This window comes from Nocardia sp. NPDC050406 (assembly GCF_044459025.1).
Classification (GTDB): domain Bacteria; phylum Actinomycetota; class Actinomycetes; order Mycobacteriales; family Mycobacteriaceae; genus Nocardia.
This window is the reverse complement of record NZ_JBITIM010000004.1, coordinates 592745-618598: the sequence shown is the minus strand read 5'-3', so window position 1 is coordinate 618598 and position 25854 is coordinate 592745. Positions and strand designations below refer to the sequence as shown.

Annotated in this window: 20 protein-coding genes and 1 pseudogene; 6 read left to right on the top strand and 15 right to left on the bottom strand. The window is 68.5% G+C overall.

The features are described 5' to 3' along the window. Window positions 1–6: 6 nt before the first annotated feature. Genes ACIBH2_RS31530 through ACIBH2_RS31520 form a run of 3 tightly spaced genes read right to left on the bottom strand, consistent with a single transcriptional unit; the run spans window position 7 to window position 4468 of the window. Complete coding sequence (locus ACIBH2_RS31530) at window positions 7–1611, bottom strand: acyl-CoA carboxylase subunit beta (protein WP_397124109.1); 1605 nt, start codon at window positions 1609–1611, stop codon at window positions 7–9. Next, window positions 1608–2801, bottom strand: a complete 1194-nt coding sequence (locus ACIBH2_RS31525; RefSeq protein ID WP_397124107.1) for an acyl-CoA dehydrogenase family protein — start codon at window positions 2799–2801, stop codon at window positions 1608–1610. The genes ACIBH2_RS31530 and ACIBH2_RS31525 overlap by 4 nt, the downstream gene beginning before the upstream one ends. After that, on the bottom strand, window positions 2756–4468 hold the full coding sequence (locus tag ACIBH2_RS31520) for an acyclic terpene utilization AtuA family protein (protein ID WP_397124105.1): 1713 nt from the start codon (window positions 4466–4468) through the stop codon (window positions 2756–2758). Before ACIBH2_RS31520 ends, ACIBH2_RS31525 begins: the two co-directional genes overlap by 46 nt. A 182-nt stretch (window positions 4469–4650) precedes the next feature. Here ACIBH2_RS31520 and ACIBH2_RS31515 point away from each other — a divergent pair, with 182 nt between their 5' ends. Beyond that, a complete protein-coding gene (locus tag ACIBH2_RS31515; protein WP_397124103.1) occupies window positions 4651–4794 on the top strand; it encodes a hypothetical protein in 144 nt (47 codons plus the stop codon). On the opposite strand, the gene ACIBH2_RS31510 is transcribed toward ACIBH2_RS31515, so the two are convergent. The 6 genes from ACIBH2_RS31510 to thiO form a co-directional block, all read right to left on the bottom strand. Beyond that, window positions 4795–5781: an adenylate/guanylate cyclase domain-containing protein gene (locus ACIBH2_RS31510; RefSeq protein ID WP_397124101.1), complete on the bottom strand. Its 987-nt coding sequence runs from the start codon at window positions 5779–5781 to the stop codon at window positions 4795–4797. Between the two features lie 338 nt (window positions 5782–6119). Beyond that, complete coding sequence (locus ACIBH2_RS31505) at window positions 6120–6890, bottom strand: ABC transporter permease (RefSeq protein WP_397124099.1); 771 nt, start codon at window positions 6888–6890, stop codon at window positions 6120–6122. Continuing rightward, window positions 6890–7834, bottom strand: coding sequence for an ABC transporter ATP-binding protein (locus tag ACIBH2_RS31500; protein WP_397124097.1), 945 nt, complete (start codon window positions 7832–7834; stop codon window positions 6890–6892). The genes ACIBH2_RS31505 and ACIBH2_RS31500 overlap by 1 nt, the downstream gene beginning before the upstream one ends. 89 nt (window positions 7835–7923) lie before the next feature. Beyond that, entirely contained in the window at window positions 7924–8688 is a 765-nt protein-coding gene (locus ACIBH2_RS31495) for a thiazole synthase (protein ID WP_397124095.1), read from the bottom strand. Further along, window positions 8681–8893 carry a sulfur carrier protein ThiS gene (gene thiS, locus ACIBH2_RS31490; protein WP_397124093.1) on the bottom strand — a complete coding sequence of 71 codons (213 nt, stop codon included), beginning with the start codon at window positions 8891–8893 and terminating at the stop codon, window positions 8681–8683. The genes ACIBH2_RS31495 and thiS overlap by 8 nt, the downstream gene beginning before the upstream one ends. After that, the gene (gene thiO, locus ACIBH2_RS31485) at window positions 8890–10014 is read right to left on the bottom strand and encodes a glycine oxidase ThiO (RefSeq protein ID WP_397124091.1); all 1125 of its coding nucleotides are present in this window, start codon (window positions 10012–10014) and stop codon (window positions 8890–8892) included. The genes thiS and thiO overlap by 4 nt, the downstream gene beginning before the upstream one ends. Before the next feature lie 322 nt (window positions 10015–10336). Between thiO and thiE the strand changes: the two genes are divergently transcribed. Continuing rightward, a complete protein-coding gene (thiE, locus tag ACIBH2_RS31480; protein ID WP_397124089.1) occupies window positions 10337–11041 on the top strand; it encodes a thiamine phosphate synthase in 705 nt (234 codons plus the stop codon). 3 nt (window positions 11042–11044) lie between these two features. Here the strand turns inward: thiE and ACIBH2_RS31475 are convergent, their stop codons facing one another. The 3 genes from ACIBH2_RS31475 to ACIBH2_RS31465 are packed head-to-tail and all read right to left on the bottom strand — an operon-like array spanning window position 11045 to window position 14368. Then, window positions 11045–11476 carry an SRPBCC family protein gene (locus ACIBH2_RS31475; protein WP_397124087.1) on the bottom strand — a complete coding sequence of 144 codons (432 nt, stop codon included), beginning with the start codon at window positions 11474–11476 and terminating at the stop codon, window positions 11045–11047. 32 nt (window positions 11477–11508) lie between these two features. Continuing rightward, window positions 11509–13698, bottom strand: a complete 2190-nt coding sequence (locus ACIBH2_RS31470) for a molybdopterin-dependent oxidoreductase (RefSeq protein ID WP_397124085.1) — start codon at window positions 13696–13698, stop codon at window positions 11509–11511. A 4-nt stretch (window positions 13699–13702) separates the two neighbouring features. Next, window positions 13703–14368, bottom strand: a complete 666-nt coding sequence (locus tag ACIBH2_RS31465; RefSeq protein WP_397124317.1) for an NUDIX domain-containing protein — start codon at window positions 14366–14368, stop codon at window positions 13703–13705. A 140-nt stretch (window positions 14369–14508) separates the two neighbouring features. On the opposite strand from ACIBH2_RS31465, the gene ACIBH2_RS31460 reads away from it, so the two are divergent. Genes ACIBH2_RS31460 through ACIBH2_RS31450 form a run of 3 tightly spaced genes read left to right on the top strand, consistent with a single transcriptional unit; the run spans window position 14509 to window position 19219 of the window. Next, complete coding sequence (locus ACIBH2_RS31460; RefSeq protein ID WP_397124083.1) at window positions 14509–15837, top strand: hypothetical protein; 1329 nt, start codon at window positions 14509–14511, stop codon at window positions 15835–15837. Then, window positions 15834–16790 carry a glutamate ABC transporter substrate-binding protein gene (locus tag ACIBH2_RS31455; protein ID WP_397124081.1) on the top strand — a complete coding sequence of 319 codons (957 nt, stop codon included), beginning with the start codon at window positions 15834–15836 and terminating at the stop codon, window positions 16788–16790. The genes ACIBH2_RS31460 and ACIBH2_RS31455 overlap by 4 nt, the downstream gene beginning before the upstream one ends. Window positions 16791–16792: 2 nt before the next feature. Continuing rightward, complete coding sequence (locus tag ACIBH2_RS31450) at window positions 16793–19219, top strand: tetratricopeptide repeat protein (RefSeq protein ID WP_397124079.1); 2427 nt, start codon at window positions 16793–16795, stop codon at window positions 19217–19219. Between the two features lie 193 nt (window positions 19220–19412). On the opposite strand, the gene ACIBH2_RS31445 is transcribed toward ACIBH2_RS31450, so the two are convergent. Together ACIBH2_RS31445 and pta are read right to left on the bottom strand one after the other, a co-directional pair. Continuing rightward, window positions 19413–20609 (bottom strand): acetate kinase, encoded by a 1197-nt coding sequence (locus ACIBH2_RS31445; RefSeq protein ID WP_397124077.1) that lies wholly within the window; start codon window positions 20607–20609, stop codon window positions 19413–19415. Further along, window positions 20606–22686, bottom strand: a pseudogene (gene pta / locus ACIBH2_RS31440) (phosphate acetyltransferase). The gene ACIBH2_RS31445 and the pseudogene pta overlap by 4 nt, the downstream one beginning before the upstream one ends. A gap of 137 nt (window positions 22687–22823) precedes the next feature. Between pta and ACIBH2_RS31435 the strand changes: the two are divergent. Further along, entirely contained in the window at window positions 22824–24725 is a 1902-nt protein-coding gene (locus ACIBH2_RS31435) for an ABC transporter ATP-binding protein/permease (protein WP_397124075.1), read from the top strand. Window positions 24726–24732: 7 nt separating this feature from the next. On the opposite strand, the gene fgd is transcribed toward ACIBH2_RS31435, so the two are convergent. Continuing rightward, the gene (gene fgd, locus ACIBH2_RS31430) at window positions 24733–25743 is read right to left on the bottom strand and encodes a glucose-6-phosphate dehydrogenase (coenzyme-F420) (RefSeq protein WP_397124073.1); all 1011 of its coding nucleotides are present in this window, start codon (window positions 25741–25743) and stop codon (window positions 24733–24735) included. Window positions 25744–25854 lie beyond the last annotated feature (111 nt).

The window sequence follows — 25854 nt, the reverse complement described above, 5'->3', positions numbered from 1 at the left end:
GGGCCCTCACATTCGGAAGACGCCGAAGCCATCGGCGCCCTTGATCGGGGCATTGTGAATGGCGGACAAGGCCATTCCCAATACCGTGCGGGTATCGCGGGGGTCGATGACGCCGTCGTCGTAGAGGCGGCCCGACATGAACATGGGCAGCGATTCGGCCTCGATCTGCGCCTCGATCATGGCGCGCATACCGGCATCGGCGGCCTCGTCGAACGGCATGCCCTTGGCCTCGGCGGCGGCCCGGCCCACGATGGAGATGACGCCCGCCAGCTGCGCACCGCCCATGACGGCGGATTTCGCGCTGGGCCAGGCGAAGACGAAGCGCGGATCGTAGGCGCGACCGCACATGCCGTAGTGACCCGCGCCGTAGGACGCGCCCATGAGCACCGAGATGTGCGGCACCTTGGAGTTGGAGACGGCGTTGATCATCATCGCGCCGTGCTTGATGATGCCCTTCTGCTCGTACTCCTTGCCGACCATGTAGCCGGTGGTGTTGTGCAGGAACAGCAGTGGCGTGTCGATCTGATTGGCCAGCTGGATGAACTGGGCCGCCTTCTGCGCCTCCTCGGAGAAGAGCACGCCGCGGGCATTGGCCAGAATGCCGACCGGATAGCCGTGCAGCTCGGCCCATCCCGTGACGAGGCTGGAGCCGTAGAGCGGTTTGAACTCGTCGAAATCGGAGCCGTCGACCACGCGGGCGATGACCTCACGCGGATCGAAGGGGATCTTGAGATCGGTGGGCACGATGCCAAGCAGTTCCTCGGAGTCGTAGAGCGGCTCGATGACCTCGGTGCGCGGGCGCGGTGTGGGACCGGCCTTCTTCCAGTTGAGGCGCTTGACGATGGAGCGGCCCAGGCGGATCGCGTCCTGCTCGTCGGCGGCCAGGTAATCGGCCAAACCCGAGACGCGCGAATGCATATCGGCCCCGCCGAGGGATTCGTCGTCGGATTCCTCACCGGTGGCCATCTTCACCAGCGGCGGACCGCCGAGGAAGACCTTCGAGCGCTCCTTGATCATGACCGTGTAATCGGACATGCCGGGGATGTAGGCACCACCGGCGGTGGAGTTGCCGAAGACCAGCGCGATGGTGGGGATACCCGCCGCCGACAGCCGGGTGAGGTCGCGGAACATGCGCCCGCCGGGGACGAAAACCTCCTTCTGCGTGGGCAAGTCGGCACCGCCGGACTCCACCAGGCCGATCACCGGCAGGCGGTTCTCCAGCGCGATGTCGTTCATGCGCAGGTTCTTGCGCAGGGTCCACGGGTTCGAGGTGCCGCCGCGCACCGTGGGATCCGGTGCCACGATCATGCATTCGACGCCCTCGACAATGCCGATACCGGCGATCACGCTCGCGCCGACGTGGAAGTCACTGCCCCAGGCAGCCAGCGGGGCCAGCTCCAGGAACGGCGAGTCCTCGTCGATGAGCAGCTCGATGCGCTCGCGCGCGGTCAGCTTGCCGCGCTTGCGATGTCGCGCCATCTTGTCCGGGCCGCCACCGGCGATGTTCTTGGCGTATTCGGCCTCGACCTCGGCGAGTTTGGCCGTCATCGCCTCGGCGGCGGCCTCGTACTCCGCCGACTTCGGGTCGACTGCGCTGCGCAGGATGCTCAAGACTGGTACCCCAATCGTTTGGCCGCAAGGCTGGTCAGGATCTCGTTGGTGCCGCCGCCGATACCGAGGATGCGCACATCGCGGTAGTGCCGCTCGACCTCGGACTCACGCATGTAGCCGAGTCCGCCGAAGAGCTGAACGGCCTGGTGCGCAACCCATTCGGCGGTCTCCACGGCGGTGTTCTTGGCGAAGCACACCTCGGCGATGAGATCGGTCTCGCCCTCGGCGGCGCGGTCGACCACGTGCCGGGTGTAGACGCGGGCGACATCGATGCGCCGCGCCATCTCCGACAGGGTGTTCTGCACGGCCTGGCGGCTGATCAGCGGACGGCCGAAAGTCTCACGGTCGCGGCACCATTGCAGCGTGAGGTCCAGGCAGCGCTGCGCATGGCCGTACGCCTGCGCCGCCAAGCCCACCCGCTCGCTCACGAAAGCCTGTGCGATCTGGGCGAATCCGCTGTTCTCGGGACCGACCAGATTCGAGACCGGCACGCGCACATTCACATACGAGAGCTCGGCGGTGTCAGAGGCCAGCCAGCCCATCTTCTCCAGCTTGCGGCTGACCGTGAAGCCGGGCGTGCCCTTCTCCACCACGAGCAGCGAAACACCGGCCGCGCCAGGGCCACCCGTGCGCACGGCGGTCACCACGTAGTCGGCGCGCACGCCGGAGGTGATGAAGGTCTTCGCGCCATTGACGATGTATTCGTCACCGTCGCGCACGGCGCTGGTGGTGAGGTGGCCGACATCGGAGCCGCCACCGGGTTCGGTGATGGCCAGCGAGCCGATCTTCTCCCCCGCCAGCGTGGGCCGCACCCAGCGTTCGATGTGCTCGGCATTGCCGGAGGCGATGATGTGCGGCACCGCGATACCGCAGGTGAACAGCGAGGCGAACAGGCCGCCGGAGCAGCCCGCGTAGTGCATCTCCTCGCAGACGATGGCGGCGTCGATGGGGTCGCCGCCGGAGCCGCCGACCTCCTCGGGGAACTGGATGCCCAGCAGCCCCAGCGCACCCGCCTTCTTGTGCAGCTCGCGCGGGATCTCGCCCGCCCGCTCCCAGTCGTCGAGGTACGGCAGCACCTCACGCTCGGCGAAACCGCGTACGGTCGCGCGCAATTCGCGTCGCTCGGGCGTGGTCCACGCGCTACTCACAGCAGCTCCTCGGGGATATCGATGTGCCGGGCGCGGAGCCATTCCCCGAGCCCCTTGGCCTGCGGATCGAAGCGGGCCTGATAGGCCACGCCCTGTCCGAGCAGGCCCTCGACAATGAAGTTCACGGCCCGCAGGTTCGGCAGCACGTGCCGGGTGACGGGCAGTTTCGCGGTCTCCGGTAGCAGCAACCGCAATTCGTCGACGGTGAGCGCGTGCACCAGCCAGCGGAACTGCTCGTCGGTGCGCACCCAGACGCCGATATTGGCATTGCCGCCCTTGTCGCCGCTGCGGGCCAGGGCAATGGCGCCCAACGGGACACGCTTGGTCGCACTGGACGGAAGTGGCTGCGGCAGTGCGGGGTCGGGCACCTCGGCCAATTCGAGCGTCTCGGCCGCGGACGCGATCTCCACCTGCGTGCCGTCGGGCAGCACCGCGACGTGCGCGACCTCGCTCGCGGGCACGTAGCCCGGCGTGAAGACACCGTAGGGTCCGCCATTGCCGGGCGGTGCGGTCATCGAGAATCCGGGATAGCTGGCCAGCGCCAATTCGACGGCGACACTGGAGAAGGCCCGTCCGACCTTGTTCGGATCGGGATCGCGCACCACGCACTTCAACAGCGCGCTGGCCTGCTCCTCGGTATCGGCGTCGGGGCGGTCCAGGCGCGCGAGCGTCCACTCCAGCTCCGCCGGGCGCACCGGCAGCCAAGACTCCAACTGCCGTTGCGCCAGTGCGGCTTTGGCCTCGATATCGAGTCCGGTGAGGATGAACGACATCTCGTTGCGGAAGCCGCCGATGGTATTGAGCGACACCTTGAGCGTCGCGGGCGGCGCTTCGCCGGTCACCCCGCTGATGAGCACCCGATCCGGGCCCTCCTGCGCGAGATGGATGCTGTCCAGCCGGGTCGTCACATCGGGTCCGGCATACCGGGCCCCTTGGATCTCGTACATGAGCTGGGCTTCGACGGTGTCCACGGTGACCGCGCCGCCGGTGCCCTCGTGTTTGGTGATGACGCTGCTGCCGTCGCGGCGGACCTCCGCGATCGGGAAGCCCGGACGGCCCAGATCGGCGATCTCGGTGAAGAACGCGTAATTGCCGCCGGTCGCCTGGGTCGAGCATTCGATGACGTGTCCGGCCACCACCGCACCGGCGAGCGCGTCGTAATCGGTACGGCCCCAACCGAAGTGGGCCGCCGCCGGGCCGACCACCAGTGCCGCGTCGGTGACGCGGCCGGTGACCACCACATCCGCGCCCGCGTTCAGGCATTCGGCGATGCCCCAGGCCCCCAGATAGGCATTGGCGGTGAGCGGTGCGCCGAGCCCCAGCTCCCCCGCCCGGGGCAGTAGGTCGTCCCCGGCCACATAGGCCACCTTGGGCTCCAGCCCGAGCTTCTCGCCTACTTCTCGAATGCGCTGCGCCAGCCCGGCCGGATTCAGCCCACCGGCATTGGTGACGATCTTGACGCCCTGGTCCAGGGCCAGCCCGAGACAGTCCTCCAGCTGCCGCACGAAGGTCTTGGCGTAGCCGAGGTTCGCGTCCTTCATCCGGTCGCGCCCCAGAATGAGCATGGTCAGCTCGGCCAGATAGTCCCCGGTCAGCACGTCGAGCTGCCCGCCCTCGAGCATTTCCCGCATGGCGCTGAGGCGATCGCCGTAGAAGCCGGAACAGTTGCCGATGCGGAGGAGCTCCGGATCGGCCGCGAGCTGACTCATCGCGGGGCCTTCCTGTGCACGGGCGCAGCTGCTTCGCTGCGGTCCGTTACAGGGTCACACCGTCCCGATAAAAAATCAAGCACGCCCGCTTGTTAATTGCGAGCATCTCGGATCATCGTTTGCTGACTGGATGCCGAAGGGGTCGGTGACAGACCGGTCGGTGGGCACGGCAGACTGACCGCGTGGCCTCCGTACTTCTGCTCGCCCTTGCCGGATTCCTGCTCGGCGGCGTCTACAGCACCTGGAAGACCGCCCGGCCGTTGGCCATCGCCCTCGCGGTGTGCGCGGTCCTGGCCGTGGCCGGGGCGATCCTCTGGATGGAGTAGCTATTCGGCGTCGAGCCGGTAGATCCGCAGATCCTCGGGGACGCCGGTGAGCGGGGCCGCGAAGAAGCTGCGGCGGTAGGGCTTCGCGACACAGCCCAGCTCCGCGAGGGTCTCCGGCTCCAGGGCCGCCAGGGTGACGTGCGAGAGCATGGTGTTGCCATTGCCGCCCGCCTCCATCACCCGGGCCGCGATGGTGACGTCCACGCCCAGCCAGTCGCCGCCGATCTCGCGCGGGGTGCCGGTGTGCAGGCCCACCCGCATCTGGGGCGTGTAGCCGTCGACCTTCACATCGGCCAGATTCTGCTTGGCGGCCAGGGCGGCCTTGACCGCGCGGTCCGCCGAGGGGAACACGGCCATGACGCCGTCGCCCATGCGCTTGATCACCTGGCCGCGGTGCTCGCCGATGGGCGGCTCGATGGCCTTGGCCACCCGGCGCAGCAGTTCCAGGGTCTGTTCGTCACCGGCCGAGAGCGACCAGCTGGAGAAGGCCACCAGATCGGTGAACATGACGGTGATCTCGGCGGTGCCGCGGCCCTTGCCGACCCGCTCCAGCATGGCCTGCCACACCTGCAGCGCGCCCAGGCCGAGTTCGCGTGCGGCACTGGGGGAATCGCCGACCAGCTTGTCGGCGGCCCGCGCCACCGCGCGCACCCCGCCCGGGCCGGAGACCGAGAGCGGATCACCGAAACCCGGGTCGCCGGGCAGGTTTTCGCGCGCCTTGCGAATCACGCCGATGAGATCCCCGCGCTGATTGGCGGCGGACATCAATGCTGAGAGTTGGCCGGAGAGTCGGCTGGTGCGACGGCGATCGGGTTCGTCTTCGTCGGCGGGGGTCAGTGGAATGACGACGTCGGGATCGATGCGCGGTCCGCGCGCGCGAGTCGGCTCCCCGAGACCCTCGGAGGGCCGGGGGCGACTACTTCCCTTACCGTCCGCACGGTCCGCGCCGGACGCGGATTCACTGCCGCCGGAGGGTCGTTCGCTCACGGTCCGAGCGTAGCCCAGCATCGGCTGCGTGGTGGATGAGTCCAGATCTGTCACCCATGGATGAATGGTTGCCACCTGTCACCTCCCTATCGGTGCGAGCGGCCACTTCGTTGGGCCCGCCGATTCATGCGGAGTGCGTTGGTTGCTGAGGCGATGCTACCGGCCGGTCAGCACGGGTACCAGACCTTTCCACCTGGAAGCGCACCAATTCACAGAGAGTTCATCGCCCCGGAGCGCCCGAGACGGCATCCCCCGAAGACAACACCGACCCGACGCGTAGTACGCGTCGGGTCGATGCATCCGTCGACCGGGCAGTGGTCGACGGTCCCGGGCAGGGTCTAGGCGTCGCGCTTGTTCACCACGAACAGCGCGGCTGCGAACACGATGGCCACGAAGGCCGCGAAGTAGGCGAGAGCGCCCCACTGTCCCCAGTGCCAAGGCTGGCTCCCATCCTCCACGGTACCCAAGAAGCGGCCCGCGTTCTGGAAAGGCAGGAAAACCTGGATATTTCGGCCCACATTGCCGAAAAAGGCGGCCATCGGCTCCAGCACCACCGGCCACAGCAGCAACAGCGACAGGGCTCCGGCGGACTGTCGGATGAGCGCGCCGACACCGACGGACAGGAACACCACCAGCAGCACGAAGATCGGCACCGCGTAGAAGGTGCGCAGATCGCCGCTCAGGCTCAGGCCCTCGGCGGTCCGGCTGTTGAGCATGCCCTTGAGCACGAACCAGCTCAGGAAGGTCAGCACGCCGCTCAGAACGGCCGCGGAGACGCCGATCAGTCCGGCCTTGGCGGTCAGCACCAGCGCCCGGTTCGGGGTCGCCAGGAAGGTGGTCTTGATGGTGCCGAAGCGGTATTCGCTGGTCACCGCCAGCACCGCCAGGATCATGATCATCAGATAGCCGAAGCCGGGCATACCCTGCGCCAAGCCTGTGATGCCGACGCCCGCGAGGGTGTTGTCGCCGGTGGTCTCCTCCGGCGAGGTGTTCAGCATGAGGCTCAGCAGCGCCGCGATACCCACGGCGAAGACGGCGGTCAGGGCCGCGCACCACCAGGGCGAGCGGGTCGAGGTGAGCTTGATACGTTCGGCCGCGAGCACTCCCATCAGAGCGCACCTCCCATCACATCGTCGAAACCGGCTCCCGCGCCGTGGTATTGCACCGCACCACCCGTCATCCGCATGAACGCCTCCTCCAGCGACGCGCGCTGCGGGGACAGTTCGAACAGGGTGATGTCGTTGGCACCGGCCAGTTTTCCGACCGCGTCACTGCTGACATTGGCGACCACCAGGGCCGGTCCGTCCGCGCCGTCCTCGCGCACCGTCATACCGTTCGAGGTGAGCAGGCTGCGCAGCTGGTCGAGCTGCGGACTGCGCACGCGCACAGACGATTCCGAGGCGCGCTCGATGAAGTCCTTGGTGGTGGTGTCGGCGATGAGGCGGCCGCGGCCGATCACGATGAGATGGTCGGCGGTCTGCGCCATCTCGGAGAGCAGGTGGCTCGAGACCAGGACGGTGCGACCCTCGCCCGCCAGCCGCTGCATGAAGCGGCGAATCCAGAGGATGCCCTCCGGGTCGAGGCCGTTCACCGGCTCGTCGAACAGCAGCACTTGGGGATCGCCCAGGAGCGCGCCCGCCAGGCCGAGTCGCTGCGACATGCCGAGCGAGAAGCCGCCCGCCTTCTTGTCGGCGACCTCGAGCAGGCCGACCAGGCGCAGCACCTCCTCCACGCGGGAGGAGGGAATGCCGTTCGAGGCGGCCATCCAACGCAGATGCGAGCGGGCCGAACGGTTGGGATGCACCCATTTGGCATCCAGCAGCGCGCCCACGGAGGTGAGCGGGTGCGGCAGCTCGCCGTAGGTTTTGCCGTCGATCAGGGCCGTGCCCGCGGTGGGCGTATCGAGCCCCAGGATCATGCGCATGGTGGTGGACTTACCGGCACCATTCGGGCCGAGGAAGCCGGTCACCTGCCCCGGACGGACCGAAAACGACAGATCCGATACCGCGACGGTCTGGCCGTAGTGTTTGGTCAGGCCTCTCAGTTCGATCATGGCTCCAGTCTTCCCGAAGATCCGCGTCGGCACTATCACTCACAGGTCGCGGGTTCGGTCATCCCGAAGAATGACCGGACCCTGACCGGTCACAATGCGGGCGAGGAGGCCTGCGCCCAGAAGCGCTTGGGGATGCGGCCCGCCTCGCGGGCCAGCCAGCCCGACTCCACCGCGCGGGCCATGGCGGCCGCCATGAGCGCGGGTTGGCGGGCGCGGGTGACGGCGGTGGCCAGGAGCACCGCGGAACAGCCGAGCTCCATGGCGAGGGCGGCATCGCTGGCGGTGCCGATACCGGCGTCGAGGATGACGGGGACCTGGGCGGCGGCCACGATCATCTCGATATTGTGCGGGTTGCTGATGCCCAGACCCGTGCCGATGGGTGCGCCCAGGGGCATGACGGCGGCGCAGCCGATGTCTTCGAGTCGCTTGGCCAGGACCGGGTCGTCGGTGGTGTAGGGCAGGACCGTGAAACCGTCGTCGACCAATCGCTCCGCGGCCTCGACCAATTCGATGGCGTCGGGTAGCAGGGTGCGCTCGTCGGCGATGACTTCCAGCTTCACCCAATCGGTTTCGAGGGCCTCGCGGCCCAACTGGGCGGTGAGGACGGCCTCGGCGGCGGTGCGGCAACCGGCGGTATTGGGGAGCGGGGCGATCTCGAGGCGCTTGAGCAGGTCGAGCACGCCGGTGCCGCCCGCGGCGTCCACGCGGCGCATGGCCACCGTGGTGAGTTCGGTGCCCGAGGCGAGCAGGGCCTCCTCGAGCACGGTGAGGTTCTCCGCGCCGCCGGTGCCCATGATCAGGCGGGAGCCGAAAGAGCGCCCGGCGATTTCGAGGGGCGCAACCGCGCTAGCCACCCTGCACCGCCGTCAGGACCTCGATCTCCCAGCCGCGGCCGACCTGCTCGTCCCAGCGGGACTTGGGGAACAGCGCGCCGTCCACCGCGACGGCCACGCCCTGGCACGGCAGGTTCAGCGTCTCCAGCAGCGCGCGCACCGAAATCGGTTCGGGGAAGCTGTGATCCTCGCCGTTCACGGTGACACCGATCGGGACAGCGCTCATGACAAACCTCCAGCGGGGATTCTCGACTTGGAACTGAAACGCGCGGGGGACGCCGCGTATGCCTCGGGCAGTTCGCGGTCGGCCAGCAGGGCCATGACCGCGTCGGCGGTGACGGGGACGCAGAGTATGCCATTGCGGCCGTGACCCGTCGCCGCGATGACGCGGTCGTCGAGCGCGCCGATCAGCGGCAGATTGTCCGGGGAGCCGGGGCGCGAACCCGCGCTGGCCTCGGCGAGCTCGTACTCGCCGATGGCCGGGAAGACGGTTTCGGCATCGGTGATCAGATCGCGCACGCCCGCGACGGTGACGGTGGTGTCGAATCCGGCCTCGTATTGCGTTGCGCCCAGGACGATTCCGTCCTGGCGCGGGACGAGGTAGATGGGGCGGCCGTGCACGCGGGCGCGAATGACGCGGGTCGGCGGCGGTGCGGTGCTCGAGCGGCGGCGCAGGCGCAGGATCTCGCCTTTGACGGGGCGCACCGGCAGGTCCGGCCACAGCTGCGCGGCGGCGGCACCGGTGGCGAGCACGATCCGGTCCTGCGCCAAATCATCGAGGGCGGAGACCTTTTCGGCGCGCAGCTCGACACCGGCGGCGTTACAGGCCGCACGCAGTGCCGTGACCAGTGCCCGGTTGTCCACGGCACCCTCCGCTGGCGACAGCAGCCCCGCGCGAATCCCACGGCCCAAAACCGGCTCGGCCGTGCGCACTCCGGCGCGGTCGAGCAGTCGCAAACCGTGTACGGAATCCTTCGACACGCCGCGACGCAGCGTCGGGAGATCGTGGGTGTTCACGAAATCCGCGATGGTGCGCAGGTCGGCGGTATCGGCGGCGTCGAGGGCGACCGTCAGGGTTTCGTCCGCGGTGAAGACATCGGTGCCGGTGATCGCTTTCAGACGGTTCGCGAACTCCGGCCAGCGCGCCAGTGACGCCGCACCGAATACGAGCGCCGCGTCCTCACCGGGCCACCCTTCGGAGAGCGGGGCCAACATGCCGCCCGCTACCCACGAGGCCCCCGTCCCCACCGCCGGGTCGTACACGGTGACCGCCCACCCGGTTTCGGCCGCCCGCCAGGCCACCGACAGCCCGATAACGCCGCCACCCACCACGGCCAGGGTCCGCACCAGATCCACCTCACTCGGCCCGAAAGCCACAATCCCGACACGGCCCTTCCGGGAATCCTCCGATTCCACCGGCAACACCGGCCGCTATCTCGACTACCCACGGTAGCGCGACAGGCCGACCGACCGGGCACAACCCCAGGCCAGGACGCACGAGGTGGCCGGGGCACGCCCGCCCCGGCATCGAGACCGATTGGTCAGGGGGAATCTGTGGCGGCGTCGCGCGAGAGGCCACCGCCCTCAGTTCCCCCTGACCGATCGGTCTCCTCGGCGATAGGGGCGGCCCTGATTGGCACCGACCGGAGGCGGGACTACCGTCGAGGGCGTGCAACCGTCCCACCCGAATCGGCCCGTCCCTCCTCGGGAGCGTCTCGCTGACGCTCGTCTCTACCTGTGTACCGATGCTCGGCGGGACAAGGGGGATTTGGCCGCGTTCGCGGAAGCCGCGCTGGCCGGGGGCGTCGACATCATTCAGTTGCGGGACAAGGGGTCGGCCGGGGAGAAGGAGTTCGGGACGCTCGAGGCCAAAGGGGAACTGGGGGCGCTGGCCGAGTTGAAGGCGGCGGCTCGGCGGCACGGGGCACTGGTCTCGGTGAACGATCGGGCGGATATCGCGTTCGCCGCCGGAGCGGACGTGCTGCATCTGGGACAGAACGATCTGCCGCCCTGGTACGCCCGGCGGCTGCTCGGGCCGGATGTGGTGATCGGGCGTTCGACGCACAATCGCGCGCAGGCCGGGCTCGCGGCCATCGACGAGCACCTCGACTACTTCTGCACCGGCCCGGTCTGGAACACGCCGACCAAGCCCGGGCGCAGTGCCGCCGGACTGGACTTCGTCCGATCCACGGCCGAGGCCCATCCGACCCGTCCGTGGTTCGCCATCGGCGGTATCGACGACAAGCGGCTACCCGAGGTGCTCGAGGCCGGAGCCACTCGCGTGGTCGTGGTCCGCGCCATTACCGAGGCGGACGATCCCGAGGCCGCCGCGCGTGCCCTGAAGCAGCGCCTGCTGGACAACGCGGCGTCCTGACGCTCAGGCGTAGAGCTCGACGAAGCGGTCCAGGGAGCGTTCGATATCGCCACGCAGGGCCTTGGCGACCACCGAGCCGATGGGGCCGAACAGGGGTGCGCCGCCCAGGTCGAAGTCGGCGGCGAGCTTCGAGCCCGTGGCCGTGGGGCTGACGCGCAGGTCGATGCCGAATTTGGTGCCGCCGATGCCGGAGCCGGAGAGCACCAGGCGGGTGGGCGGTTCGGCGGTCTTCACGGTCCAGGTGACGCGGTTGCGGAAGCCCTTGACCGTGGCCACGCCGACCAGTCGGGTGCCGGGGGTCAGGCCCTCGGGAATCGGTCCGCGCCAGCCCTCGTGCAGGGTCAGCCACTTGTCCAGATTGGGCAGGTCGGAGGCGTGCGCCCAGGCCTGGTCGGGGGCGAGGGGGACGTCGATGGAGACCTTCAGTTTTGCCACGAGCTGGATGGTATCTGTTACATGTCGTAGCCCTAAGGGTGGGCCACGGGTTCCACGCGGATGGGGACGCCGTTCAGATTGGACATACCCGCCAGGCGTTCGACATCCGGGACATCGGTGGACATGAGGTCGTTGACGTTCGCGCCGCCCGCGGCATTGGCCCGCTGCCAACCCCCGTGGTGTCCCCAGCCGTGCGGGATGGCCACGGCTCCCTCGGTCATGTCCTCGGTGAGACGGGCGGTCACCTCGATGGAGCCATGGGCGGAGGTGACGCGGCAGCGGTCGCCGTCGGAAACACCAGCGGCCGCAGCGTCTTTGGGATTGATGCGGGCGGCGTGCTCACGGTCACCGCGCATCAGGGCGTCCACATTGTGCATCCAGGAATTGTGGGATTTGAGCTCGCGCATACCGATGACCCGCAGGGGATAGTCGGGATCGCTGTCCAGGTCACGCAGGCTCCGCAGTTCGGCGATGATCTCGTCGGGGGCCAGTTGGACGCGGCCGCCCTTGTGCCGCACCACTTCTCGAAGCACACCGGTGTCGATGTGATCGGCGAGAACGAGTCCGTGCGGATGGCGGCGCAACTTGCGCAGACTCACCCCATTGCGCCGCAAGCCGAACCAATCGCCGTACGGGCCGGTGCGCAGCGCGAGATCGACCAGGAACGAAGGACTCGGGCGGGCGGAGCGGCCACCGGGCACGCGATTGCGCACCGCGCTCAGCAGACTGCCCGCCGGTGCGGCGGGGCCGATGGCGAAGGGCTGTACACCGATTCGGGTGGCGATATCGTCGATGATCCGCCATTCCTCACGCGCTTCCCCGTACGGCTCCACCACGCGCTCGGTGTACTGGGTGTACGGCGTGGGCGCGAGCGCGGTGAAGGGCAGCGGGATATCGTCGCGCTCCAGGAAGGTCGTGGCGGGCAGCACGTAATCGGCCATGCGGTTGGTGTCGTTGACATACAGGTCGATGGCCACGAACAGATCGAGTTGCCCCAGCGCGGAAGCCAATTCGCGGCCATTCGGCACCGACAGCACCGGATTCCCGGCCGAGGTGAACAGCGCTCGCAGCTGCCCCGGGCCGGGCGTGGTGATCTCCTTGGCCATGACGGCGGCCGGGAAAGTACCCAGCACATCCGGGAAATCGCCGATGCGCGAACGGTTCTTGCCGTAGCGAATCAGCCCGAGCCGGGCATTGAGCTGCGAGACAGCCACCAGTTCCTTGCCGAACACCGAGCCGCCCGGTGCGTCCAGATTGCCGGTCACCGCGGCCAGAGCATCGATGAGGAAGGCCACCAATGTGGCATGGCGGCCCAGACAGGTTCCGGTGCGTCCGTAGACGGCGGCGGATTCCGCCGCTGCCAGATCGCGGGCGAGGGCGCGCACCCGATCGGGCTCGAGGCCCGTCACGGTGGCCGTGGCCTCCGGTGTGAATTCGCGGACGGCATTGCGCAATTCGCGCACGCCCGCCGCCTGCTTGCGCAGCGCCCGCTGATCCTCGAGCCCCTCGGCGAAGATCACCTGCAACATCGAGGCCAGCAGCCAGGCATCCGAGTCCGGGCGCACGCCCACATGCTCGAACAGCCGCGCCGTCTCGGTCCGACGCGGATCGACCACCACCACCCGGCCGCCGCGCTTCGGAATATCGACGAGCTTGTCCCGAATACGCGGCGCGCTCACCGCACTGCCGTGCGACACAACGGGATTGGCCCCGACCATGAGCAGGAAGTCGGTGCGGTCCAGATCCGGGACCGGGGCGGTCGTCGACGAGCCATACAGCAGCTCACTGGCCACGAACCGATTGTTGATGTCCTGCGACCCGGCCGAATACACGTGCTTCAACCCGGCGGCGAGCTGAAATCCCACCATCCACAGGGTGTGTGAATACGAGAACGCCGACGGATTCCCGAAATACCAACCGAGACTTTCGCGTCCATGCGCACCGATGATCGCGCGCAGCCGCGCCCCGATATCGTCGAGCGCTTCATCCCAGGACACCCGCTCGAACTCTCCGGCGGCCGTGCGGCGCAGCGGATACAGCACTCGATCCGGATCGTTCTGAATCTCGCTGAACGCGATCCCCTTCGGGCACGCGAACCCGCGCGAGAGCGGATGGTCCTTGTCGGCCCGCAGCCGCACCAGCCTCCCGTCCTCGACGGTGGCGATCAGCCCGCAGAGCGGTTCGCAGATCCGGCAGAAGGTGGCAATCTCTCGGGTGCTCACCCTCTCAAGACAACACCTGTGCCAGGGTGAGCAGAAGCACATTTTCGGCCAGATTCCGGGCGGCTGGCACGGTTTCGGTGATGTGCGCGGCGGGCTCGCCGTCGCCTTCGGTGTGCAGCCAGACGAAGCCGCGCCCGTCCAGATCCAGGGTGCGGGGCAGTGCGGCGGCAACCGTCGCCGGATCGGCCAGGCCGTCCACGCTCACCCGGGTGGGGGTGGCGCGCAGCGAGGGCCACGCGGCCGCGAAGCCCGGATGCAGCGGCCGGGAGGTGACCTTGTCCTCGGGCACCCACCGCAGTGATTTGCTCTCCAGATTGCGTCGCGTCTTCAGGCGCGCGGGCGCGTCGGCGATGACGGTGGTGTAGGTCCAGCCGCTCGGCGCGGTCGCGGTGACCCGGGAGCCGCGCACCCGTATCGAATCGGGCGCGATGCCCGCCTCTTCCTCGGCCTCGCGCACCGCGGCGTGCACGGTGGTCTCGTGGCTGTCGCGGGCGCCGCCGGGCAGCGCCCAGGTGCCGCCCTGATGGCTCCACCATGCCCGGTGCTGGAGCAGTACCGCCGATCCACCGCCCGCCAGCGGGGCTCTCAGCAACAGTCCGGCAGCACCGAAACGTCCCCATTGGCGGGTGCCGTCGGGGCTGTCCGCCCAGCCGTCGCCGTCACCTCGCATGCTCACATCCTCACCTAGCCCACGCCGCGCGCCGCGAGCACTTGGAGGGTGTTCGCCGCGCCGCGGCACCGGTACGACCACAATATGCTCAATCGACCGATAAGAGTCGAGGGATCGGTTTCGGCCAGTGGGAGGTGAGTATGGCTCGCATCGAGCAGGAGCGGCTCGACGAGCTGACCCCGCGCTCCGCAGCCGCGCTCGTGCGGGAACGCCTGGACGCGGGCGATCTGCGCGCCTTCGCCCGGTCCTCCCCCGCCAAATTGGTAGCCATCGGATTGCTGCTCTTGGGGTTGTGTGTGGCGGCGGGCGGGGTCACCGCCACCGCCGTCGCGGATCGGCAGCAGGCTCTCGACTCGCTGTTGGAACAGGCCGAACCGGACGCGTATTCGGCGCAGCGGCTCTACACCGCGCTGTCGGTGGCCGACGCCTCGGCGGGTACGGCCTTCATCTCCGGCGGGCTGGAGCCCAAGCCGGTGCGCGACCGCTACAACCAGGCCATCGGCGAGGCGTCGGCGGAGTTGGTGACCCAGTCCAATCGCGCCGACGACGCGGATACGCATCTGCGCACCGGCATAGCGACCGGTCTGCCGGTCTACACCGGGCTCATCGAGACCGCCCGCGCCAACAACCGCGCCGGGCAGCCGGTGGGTGCGGCCTACCTCAGCGAGGCGTCGAATCTCATGCAGACGACGCTGTTGCCGATGGCCCAGGAATTGCAGGAGCACCGCTCCTCGGCCATCGCCGATATCCAGCGCAATCATGTGCGCCCGCCGTGGCCCGCCATCGTGCTGCCGCTGCTCACGGTGGCCGCGCTGCTGGCGGCGCAGTGGTACCTGGCCCGGCGCTGGCATCGCGTGCTCAATCCGGGGCTGGTCATGGCCACCGCCACCATGATGGCGCTGCTGTCGTGGACGGTCATCGCGGGCGTGGTGTCGGCGGTCTCGACCACACACGCGCGCGACGACGGCTCCGATCCCACCGCGACCTTGACCGAGAGCCGGATTCTGGCGCAGCAGGCGCGCGCCGCCGAAACCCTCAAACTGGTGCGCCGCGATACCAGCGGCGATTACGACCGCACCTACGACGAGGCCACCGACCGGCTGCGCACCCTGCTCGGCGGCTATCCGCCGAACGCCCCCGCCGCCGCGGAGATAGGCGACGCCCTCGCCGTCGTGGACCGCTGGCGCACCGCCCATCAGCGCATGAACGAGGCGCTGGGACGCGGCGATTTCATCGGCGCGAGCCAGGTGGCCACCGGCCGGGGCGCGAACGAGGCCAGCGCGCAGGTGGATTCGCTGGACCGCGCGCTCGGCGCGGGTATCGCGCGGACCCGTGATGCCCTGCGCACGGATACCGCGCGCGCCTCCCGCGCGCTGGATCTGCTGTCGCCCGGTGCGCTGGTGCTGGCCACCGCGGCGGCCGTGCTGGTGGCCGCCGGACTGTGGCCCCGACTACGGGAGTACCGATGAGACGCCGACTAGCCCTGCTGGCCCTCGCCGCGCTCGCCCTGACCGGCTGTGGCGATCCCAACGCCGCCGCGCCGTTCACCAGCACCGCCACCTACACCGAACCGCCGCTGCCGTCGGGAGCCATTGCCGCGCAGACGCATTCGAAGCCTCCCGACGAAACTTCCTGTCCCGATCCGACCGCCAGCCTGCGCCCCAACGGCATACGCGACGGGGCCACCCTCGACGCGATCCGCGCCCGCGGCCGACTACTGGTCGGACTCGACCCGGGCAGCAATCTGTTCAGCTTCCGCGATCCCACCACCGGCACACTGGCCGGATTCGATGTGGATATCGCCCGCGAGATCGCCCGCGACCTGTTCGGCGACCCGGGCCGGATCGAGTACCGCATGATGGGTTCGGCCGAGCGCGAGCAGGCATTGCAGGACCGCACCGTCGACGTGGTGGTGAAGACCATGACCATCACCTGTGATCGGCGGCAACGGGTTTCGTTCTCCACCTCGTATCTGACCGCGCATCAGCGGGTCCTGACGGTGAAGGACTCCGGCATCACCGGCCTCGACGACCTGGCCGGGAAGCGGGTCTGCGTGGTGCGCGGCACCACGTCGTTGGACCGTATCCGCCGACAGCAGCCCGCGGCGTCCATTCTCACCGTGCCGAGTTGGGCCGACTGCCTGGTGGTGTTGCAGCAGCGGCAGGTCGACGCGGTCAGCACCGACGACACCGTGCTGGCCGGATTGGCGGTCCAGGATCCGATGACGGCCGTGGTGGGCGAGAGCCTGAGCACCGAGCAGTACGGCATCGGCATCCCCAAGGGGCAGGACGATCTGGTGCGCTTCGTCAACGGCACGCTGGAGCGCATTCGCGGGGACGGCACCTGGAATCGGCTCTATCAACAGTGGCTCGCACCGGAACTCGGCAATGCCGCCGCCCCGTCGCCGAGATACCAGGACTGACGATGAGCGAACCGTCGGAGCACGACGCCAACGGCGAGGGCACGGAATTCACACCGCGCCCCGAACCCGCCACGCCCGGTGGGGATACCGAGTTCACCGCTCGGCACGCGGCGACCGAGGACGAATCGGCGGGCACCGCCGCCGCCGGACTTCCGGTCTGGACCGAAGCCGTCGACGTCCCGGCCGGAACCGAGGCCGTCACCGATACGGGGCGGCCGACCGCCGTCGAAAGCGGTGGCGAGCGTGGCGATTCCAGCTCGCCCACCCGCCCGTCGCAGCGCACCGGACGGATTACCCGCACCCGGCCGACGGTGCGTCGGTTGGGCGCGGGGCTGGTGCCCATTCCGTCGGTGGAGCCGGTGGATCCGGCGTCGGTGGTGCTGACCGATCCGGTGGTCGCCGAGGGCCGCCGATTCTGTTGGCGCTGCGGCAAACCCGTCGGCCGGGCCACGCCGACGCATCCGTCGACCACCGTCGGCACCTGCGAGACCTGCGGTGCGCCTTACGATTTCCGGCCGCTGTTGCAGCCGGGCGAGTTCGTCGGCGGCCAGTACGAGATTCAGGGCTGTATCGCGCACGGCGGGTTGGGCTGGATCTATCTGGCCATTGACCGCAATGTGAGCGACCGGTGGGTGGTGCTCAAGGGCCTGCTGCACGCCGGTGACGCCGAGGCGCAGGCGGTGGCGGTGGCCGAGCGCGAATCCCTCGCCGACACAGCGCATCCCGGCATCGTCAAGATCCACAATTTCGTGGAGCACACCGGCTCCGACGGCACCCCGGCCGGATACATCGTCATGGAGTACGTCGGCGGCCGGTCGCTGCGCAATATGCTCGACGCCTACCCCAAACCCGAACGGCTGCCGGTCGCCGAGGCCATTGCCTACGTGCTCGAGGTGTTGCCCGCGCTGGACTATCTGCATTCGCTGGGGCTGGCCTACAACGACCTCAAGCCGGACAACATCATGGTCACCGAGGACCGGGTGGAGCTCATCGACCTCGGGGCGGTCGCGCCCTTCGAATCGTATGGAAATCTCTACGGCACCAGGGGTTTCCAGGCTCCGGAGATCGCGCGCACCGGCCCTACGGTGGCCTCCGACATCTATACGGTGGGGCGCACGCTGGCGGTGCTGACGCTGAATATGCCCATGCAACAGGGTGCGTACTGCGACGGCATTCCCGACCCGGCGGACCAGCCGGTCCTGCGGCGGCACGAGTTCTATCACCGGCTGCTGCTGCGCGCCACCGACCCCGATCCCGACCGCCGCTTCCCCTCCGCGCGGCTGTTCGCCAACCAGCTCACCGGTGTGCTGCGCGAAATCCTCTCCACCGAGACCGGCAGCGAGCACCCGCAGCTCTCCACCCTGTTCAGCCCGCCCCGAACCTGTTTCGGCACCACCGAACTGCTCGAGCGCAGCGACGGTCTGGTGGACGGCCAGGAACGAGACACCCTGCTGCGGGCACGCGATGTGGTCGCCGCGCTCCAGGTGCCGCTCATCGATCCGAGCGATCCGTCCGCCCCGCTGCTGGCGGGCGCGGCCCATCCCGAACCGCGCCACGCCCTCGACGAACTGCGCCACGCCCGCCAGCGCGCCGGTGCCGAACCGGGCGGCGCGCCCGACACTTTCGAGTTGGAGGTCACCCTGGCGGAGGCGCGGGCGCACCTGGACCTCGACGAACCCGCCGCCGCCCGCCTGCTGCTCGACCGCCTCGACGACAGCACCGAACCACCCGCCTCGGATTGGCGGATCGACTGGTACCTCGGCGTCGCCGAACTGCTGGAGCTGGACTTCGAACGCGCCTTCAGCCGCTTCGACGCGGTGCTGTGCGCGCTCCCCGGCGAGATCGCGCCCAAACTCGCCCTGGCCGCCACCGCGGAACTCATTCTCCAGCATTGGGATTCACCCGATCCGGAACAGTGGCGCGCCTTCGCCGAGAAGTACTACGCCACCGTCTGGCGCACCGACCGAGGCGTCGTGGCCGCCGCCTTCGGTCTGGCCCGCCAACTCGACACCGCGGGCGACATCACCACCGCGGTGCGGGCGCTCGACGAAGTGCCACCGGCCTCCCGCTATTACGCGGAGGCCCGCATGACCGCCATTCTCATGCTGCTGACCAGTGCCCCGGTCGCCGAATTGGACGAGGCCACACTGCATATCGCCGCCGCACGGGTGCAGGCGCTGCCGCCGGGCGAGGGCCGTGCGGGCCAACTGCGGGTGCTGGTCCTGGGCACCGCGTTGGGCTGGCTCCAGGCGGGCCGAACGCCGAAGTCCAAGGAGGCCAAGATCTTCGGCGCGCCGTTCACCGAGCGCGCGTTGCGCCGGGGCATCGAGATCGGTCTGCGCGCCCTGGCCCGGTCGGCCCCCGGCCGCACCCACCGCTACGCGCTGGTCGATCTCGCCAATGCCGTCCGGGCCAAGACCTGGATCTAGCGAGGAAACACCGAAATCCGTGGTGCGACCCACGGTGTCGACCAAGGGCAGTCGGTCGACGGCGGAGCCTGCGAGGGAAGACCAGCTCCTGCCGAGGGTGTGCGTTCGCGCCACGGATTTCGGCGAACCCGGTCCGGAGAGGCTGGGCTCGGGAACCACCCTGCCAAAGGGTTCGTGACGATTTCGTGAAGCGTCAGCCGACCAGGGCGGCCGAGGCGCGGGCGATGGCCAACTCCTCGTTGGTCGGCACGACCAGGACGGCGATCTTCGCGCCCTCGGGCGAGATGTACCGTGCGGAACGGTCTTTCGCGGTATTGCGCTGCGGGTCGACCTCGATGCCGAACTCGGCGAGCCCGGCAAGGGCGTCGGCCCGCACGGCCGCGTCGTTCTCCCCCACCCCGGCGGTGAAGGTGATGGCGTCCACTCGGCCCAGCTCCACCAGGTACGCGCCGATATAGCGGCGCAGACGGTGGATGTAGACGTCGTAGGCGAGTTTCGCCGCCGTATCGCCGTTGTCGATGAGGCGACCCAGTTCGCGGAAGTCGTTGACACCGGACAGGCCCTTGATCCCGGAGCGTCGATTGAGCAGATCGTCGACCTGCTGCACATCCATCCCCGCCGCGCGAATCAGGTGAAAGATGATGCCCGGATCCAGATCTCCGGACCTGGTGCCCATGACGAGGCCCTCGAGCGGCGTCAGGCCCATGGTGGTGTCCACCGCGCGGTCACCGCGAATCGCCGAGGCGGATGCGCCGTTGCCGAGGTGCAGGACGATCTGGTTGATCTCGGCGCGGTCCCGTCCGAGGAATTCGGCGACCCGGCCCGACACGTACTCGTGCGAGGTGCCGTGGAAGCCGTACTTGCGAATGCCGTGCGCCGCGGCGGTTTCCGCGTCGATGGCGTAGGTCTTGGCGGCGGCGGGCAGGTGATGGAAGAAGGCGGTGTCGAACACCGCCACCTGCGGGACCTCGGGCAGCAGCGCGCGGGCGCTCTCGATACCGGTCACATTGGCCGGATTGTGCAGCGGCGCGAGGGTGGACAGATCCGCGATGGCGCGCACCACGTCATCGGTGATGAGCGTGGGCTCGTAGAACACCTCGCCGCCGTGCACCACCCGGTGCCCGACCGCGCCCAGATCCTCCCGGGCCAGGTCGTGGCCGCTCTTGGTGAAGAGCTCGAAGACCAGCCGCAGCCCCTCGCCGTGGTCGGCGATGGGGCCGTCGTGCTCGAAAGTCTCTCCGCCGCTGCGGTGTTCGATGGTCGGCGAGCCATCGGCCACCGACTCCCCGATGCGCTGCACCACGCCGGAGGCCACCACATCGCCGGTATCCGGTTGCAGCAGCTGGTATTTGATCGACGAGGACCCGGAATTGATCACCAGCACCTTCACGACGCCGCCTCCTGCTGAGCCTGAATGGCGGTGATGGCCACCGTGTTCACGATGTCGGCCACCAGCGCGCCGCGCGACAGATCGTTGACGGGCTTGCGCAGACCCTGCAAGACCGGGCCGATGGCCACCGCGCCCGCGCTGCGCTGCACGGCCTTGTAGGTGTTGTTGCCGGTATTGAGGTCCGGGAAGATGAAGACCGTGGCCCGCCCGGCCACCTCGGAGTTGGGCAGCTTGGACATGGCCACCGCCGGTTCGATGGCGGCGTCGTACTGAATCGGCCCCTCCACCAACAGTTCCGGGGAGCGCTCGTGCACCAGTTTGGTGGCGGTCCGCACCTTGTCCACATCCGCTCCCGTTCCCGATTCACCCGTCGAATACGAGAGCATGGCCACGCGCGGATCTATTCCGAACTGGGCGGCGGTGCGGGCCGAGGAGATGGCGATATCGGCCAGCTGGTCGGAGGTGGGATCGGGCACCACGGCGCAATCGCCGTAGGCCAGTACGCGATCGGCGAGGCACATGAGGAAGACGCTGGAGACCGTGGAGACGCCGGGCTCGGTCTTGATGATCTCGAAGGCGGGGCGGATGGTGTGCGCGGTGGTGTGCGCCGCACCCGACACCATGCCGTCGGCGACGCCCATCTGCACCATCATGGTGCCGAAATACGAGATGTCGGCCATGAATTCGCGCGCCCGCTCCACGGTCATGCCCTTGTGGGCGCGCAGGCGCGCGTACTCCTCGGCGAATTCGTCGCGCAACGGACAGGTGCGCGGATCGAGCACCTCCGCCGATTCGATGTCCACACCCAGTTCGGCGGCGCGATTACGTACGGCGGCCTCGTCGCCCAGAATGGTGAGATCGGCGATCTTGCGCTCAATACGCGTCCGGCGGCGCGCAGAATCCGGTCGTCGTCGCCCTCGGGCAGCACGATGCGTTTGCGATCGGCGCGCGCCCGCTCGATGAGCTGGTACTCGAACATCTGCGGGGTCACCACATCGGGAATCGGAACTTCGATGTGGCGCAACAGTTCCGCCCCGTCGACCCGCTCCTCCATGAGCGCCAGCGCGGTGTCCACCTTGCGAATGCTGGACAGCGAAACCCTTCCGCGCGTGCGGGATACGGCCTTGGCGGTCTCGAAGGTGCCCAATTGCGTGGTGAGGATGGGCAGTTTCGGCTTCAAACCCTCGATGAGCCGCGCGATGGACGGCTCCGGCAGCATGCCGCCGTTCATGATGATGCCCGCCAGCGACGGGAAGCCGTAGGCCTCGTGCGCGTTGACCAGCGCCAGCAGCACATCCGAGCGATCGCCCGGGGTGATGACGGCCATACCGTCGGCCAGCCGCTCCAGAATGTGCTCCGGGGTCATACTGCCGACGATCACCTGCAGGGCCTCGCGCTGCATGAGTTCCGGGTCGCCACTGTAGATTTCGCCGCCGATGGCCTGGCACAGCTCCTCCACCGTCGGTGCGGTGAGCAGCGGCACCTCCGGCAGCGCCCAGGACGGTACCCCGCACACCCGCAGCGCGGCGGCGTCGGCCTCCAGCTGGTCGGGCTCGCAGCGGTTGGCGATCACCGCGACCAGATTGGCGTGTTCGGCGCGCAGCTCCCCGGCGCACAGCTCCACCACCTGGCCCAGCTCGGCGGAGCTGCGGCCCGCGCCGCGCACCACCAGCAGCACCGGCGCGCCGAGATTCACCGCGATGCGGGCATTGAAGCGCAGTTCGCTGGGGCTGGCGACATCGGTGTAGTCGCTGCCGAGGATCAGCACGGCGTCGCAGTGCTTGGCCATATCGTGGTAGCGCATGACGATCTCGCTGATGGCGGCGTCGGGATCGGCGTGCACCTGTTCGTAGGTGACGCCGATGGACGAGTCGTAGTCGTCCTCGGCGCTGGAGTGCTCGAGCAGCAGTTCGAGAATGTAGTCCCGCTCGGTGGCGGACCGGGTGATCGGCCGGAACACCCCCACCCTCGGCGTCGTGGCGGCCAGCATCTGGAGAACGCCGAGGGCGATGGTCGACTTACCGGTATCGCCCTCGGGGGCTGCGATGTACACGGCTGACGGTGCGGAGGCGGCCATGATCATGAGCTTAATGAGCCGACCCATCGGTATGTGCGGCGGAGCGCGGCAGTATTCCGGAAATCACGGTTGCGGGTCGGTGGGCGGCCCGCGTTTCACGCCGCCGGTTGCCGACCCCTTGCCGATAGGCTCCGCGCATGATCGGCGCTTCCGGTCTCGACTGGGGACACGAGACGATAAAGAGCCTGTTCTGGATCGCGAAGGCCTTCGTCGTCGCGGGCGTCGTCTTCCTGCTCGGCGCGGCCGCCATCGTGCGGTGCACCGAGTGGGGACGGATGTTCTGGCGCATCAGCGGCGAGTACTTCAGCGGGCCGCAGAGCTGGCGTGCCTGGGGCCTGTTCGCGGTGGTGCTGTTGCTGGCGGTGTACAGCGTGCGGATGACGGTGCTGGTCACCTACTTCTACAACGACGTGTACACCTCGCTGCAACTGGGCGTGCAGGCGCTGGTGAACGGCGAGCCCGGCCCCGAATCCGGGCACGCGCGCGAGCTGTTCTGGCAGAGCCTGGCGGTGTTCGGCGTGCTTACCACCCTCATCGTGATCATGGGCGTGGTGGCGTACTGGTTGCAGCAGGCCGTCCAGATCCACTGGTGGGAGTGGCTCAACGCGCGCTACCTCGACGACTGGATCGCCGGAAAGGCCTACTACCGCAGCCGATTCATCGACAAGTCCATCGACAATGCCGATCAGCGCATCCAGCAGGATGTTCAGGATTTCGTGAACGGCTCCTACGCGCTGGCCTTCGGCGGCCACGTCGGGCCGTATTCGATCAGCGGCAACGGCGTCATCGGCAGTGGGCTCACGCTGGTCTCCTTCACGCCGATTCTGTGGCGGCTGTCCGGGCCGGTCGAACTCTTCGGCGTCACCGTGCCGAGGGCGCTGGTATTCGCGGCCTTCGCCTGGATCGCCTTCGCCACCGTGGTCGCGTTCTGGATCGCGAATCCCTTGATCAAACTGAACTTCTGGTTCCAGCGCCGCACCGCCGACTACCGCTTCGCCCTGGTGCGGGTGCGCGAGAACGCCGAGAACATCGCCTTCTACAACGGTGAGCGGGAGGAGCGCGCAGAGCTCGACGCCCGGTTCGGCGCGGTCATCGAGAACATGTGGGCGCGGGTGTACCGCCTGCTGCGGTTCTACGGCTGGAATCTGGTCACGCAGTACTCGGCGAATATCTTCACACTGCTGATTCTGGGACCGCGAGTCTTCGCGGGCACCACCACACTCGGCGATCTGCAACAGGCCGCCAGCGCGTTCGGCCAGGTGCAGGGCGCGCTGTCCATGCCGCAGTCCTCCTACGACGCCTTCACCTACTACCGCGCCACCCTCATTCGCCTCGACGGTATGCGCGAGGCCGACCACAAGGCGCGACGGCTGCCGGTGATCGACACCGAGCAGATCGTCGAGGGCCTGGAGTTGGAGGACGTACGGGTGAGCAAACCCGATGGGACCGAACTGATCTCGGATCTGCGACTGCGGCTGAAACCCGGTGACGCGCTGGTGGTGAAGGGACCGTCCGGCGTCGGGAAGACGACGCTGCTGCGCAGTATCGGGGAGCTGTGGCTGTATACCGAAGGGCGCGTGCGACGTCCGCTCGGCAATGACGCGCTGTTCCTGTCGCAACGGCCGTACCTGCCGCTGGGGGATCTGCGCAGTGCCATCACCTATCCGGCGGCCGCCGATATCGTGACCGACGCGGCGGTGCGGGAGACCTTGCTGAAGGTCAATCTCGGACATCTCGGCGAGCGGCTCGACGAGGAGACCGATTGGACCTCGACGCTCTCCCCCGGCGAACAGCAGCGCGTCGCCTTCGCGCGAATCCTGTTGCTACAGCCCAAATTGGCATTCCTCGACGAGGCCACCTCGGCCGTGGACGAGGGGCTCGAGTACACCCTCTACCACCTGGTGCGGACCGAAGCGCCGAACACCGTGCTGGTCAGCGTCGCGCATCGCAGCACGGTGGATCGGCATCACACTCAGCGGCTCGAACTCGCGGGCGGGGGCGCGTGGACGCTCACGCCCGTCGAATCCGTGACGGTCTGACCGCGCCTCAGGCCAGCGCCCGCAACCTCGGCGCGAGATCGCGCTCGAACAGCTCCAGGAACCGCTTCTGGTCGTGGCCCGGCGCGTGGAACACCAAGTGGTTCAAGCCCGCGTCGGTGTACTGCTTGATCTGCTCCACCGCCTGATCCGGATCGCTGGCCACGATCCAGCGCTTGGCGATCTGCTCGATGGGCAGCGCGTCGGCGGCGGCCTCCATCTCGATCGGATCGGTGATGCTGTGCTTCTGCTCGGGAGTGAGCGAGAGCGGCGCCCAGAAGCGCGTATTCTCCAGCGCCAGTTCGGGATCGGTGTCGTAGGACAGCTTGATCTCGATCATGCGGTCGATATCGTCGACGGTGCGGCCGACCTTGGCCGCGCCCTCGGCGACGGCGGGCATGAGCTTGTCGGTGTAGAGCTCCATGCCCTTGCCCGAGGTGCAGATGAAACCGTCACCGGCCCGACCGGCGTAGCGGGCCACCAGCGGGCCGCCCGCGGCGATGTAGATGGGGACGCCGCCCTTGGGCACGTCGTAGATGGAGGCCCCGACGGTGTTGTAGTACTGGCCCTCGAAGTCCACGCGATCGCCGGTCCACAGCGCGCGCATGAGGTCGACGGCCTCGCGCAGCCGCGCGAAACGCTCCTTGAACTCCGGCCATTCGCCCTTGTAGCCGGTGGCGATCTCGTTGAGCGCCTCACCGGTGCCCACGCCGAGCATGACGCGCTCGGGGTAGAGGCAGCCCATGGTGGCGAAGGCCTGGGCGATGACCGCCGGATTGTAGCGGAAGGTCGGGGTCAGCACCGAGGTGCCGAGTTGAATGCGCTCGGTGCGCTCGCCGACCGCGGCCATCCACGCCAGCGAGAACGGCGCGTGGCCGCCATTGTGCCGCCAGGGCTGGAAGTGGTCGCTCACCGTGGCGCTGTCCATACCGTGCTGTTCGGCGAGGACGGCGATCTCCACCAGTTCCCGCGGACCGAACTGTTCCGCCGACGCCTTGTATCCGAGTTTGAGGTCTGTCACCTGCGCCACTCCTGTCGCCTGTATCGCATTGTGTGCGGGTCCGGCCCGCGAGTCGTCCTCGGCGCTGTGCTGCGTCGTGCGAACGGCCTACTTCGCACCATAGTCAGCGGC

What these genes read in the sequence shown, in the direction of transcription:
- ACIBH2_RS31525 (WP_397124107.1), bottom strand. Translation starts at nt 2,801, where the DNA reads ATGGCTCCGCGCCCGGCACATCGATATCCCCGAGGAGCTGCTGTGAGT.
- ACIBH2_RS31520 (WP_397124105.1), bottom strand. Translation starts at nt 4,468, where the DNA reads ATGAGTCAGCTCGCGGCCGATCCGGAGCTCCTCCGCATCGGCAACTGT.
- ACIBH2_RS31505 (WP_397124099.1), bottom strand. Translation starts at nt 6,890, where the DNA reads ATGGGAGTGCTCGCGGCCGAACGTATCAAGCTCACCTCGACCCGCTCG.
- ACIBH2_RS31500 (WP_397124097.1), bottom strand. Translation starts at nt 7,834, where the DNA reads ATGATCGAACTGAGAGGCCTGACCAAACACTACGGCCAGACCGTCGCG.
- thiS (WP_397124093.1), bottom strand. Translation starts at nt 8,893, where the DNA reads ATGAGCGCTGTCCCGATCGGTGTCACCGTGAACGGCGAGGATCACAGC.
- ACIBH2_RS31465 (WP_397124317.1), bottom strand. Translation starts at nt 14,368, where the DNA reads ATGCGAGGTGACGGCGACGGCTGGGCGGACAGCCCCGACGGCACCCGC.
- ACIBH2_RS31460 (WP_397124083.1), top strand. Translation starts at nt 14,509, where the DNA reads ATGGCTCGCATCGAGCAGGAGCGGCTCGACGAGCTGACCCCGCGCTCC.
- ACIBH2_RS31455 (WP_397124081.1), top strand. Translation starts at nt 15,834, where the DNA reads ATGAGACGCCGACTAGCCCTGCTGGCCCTCGCCGCGCTCGCCCTGACC.
- ACIBH2_RS31450 (WP_397124079.1), top strand. Translation starts at nt 16,793, where the DNA reads ATGAGCGAACCGTCGGAGCACGACGCCAACGGCGAGGGCACGGAATTC.
- ACIBH2_RS31435 (WP_397124075.1), top strand. Translation starts at nt 22,824, where the DNA reads ATGATCGGCGCTTCCGGTCTCGACTGGGGACACGAGACGATAAAGAGC.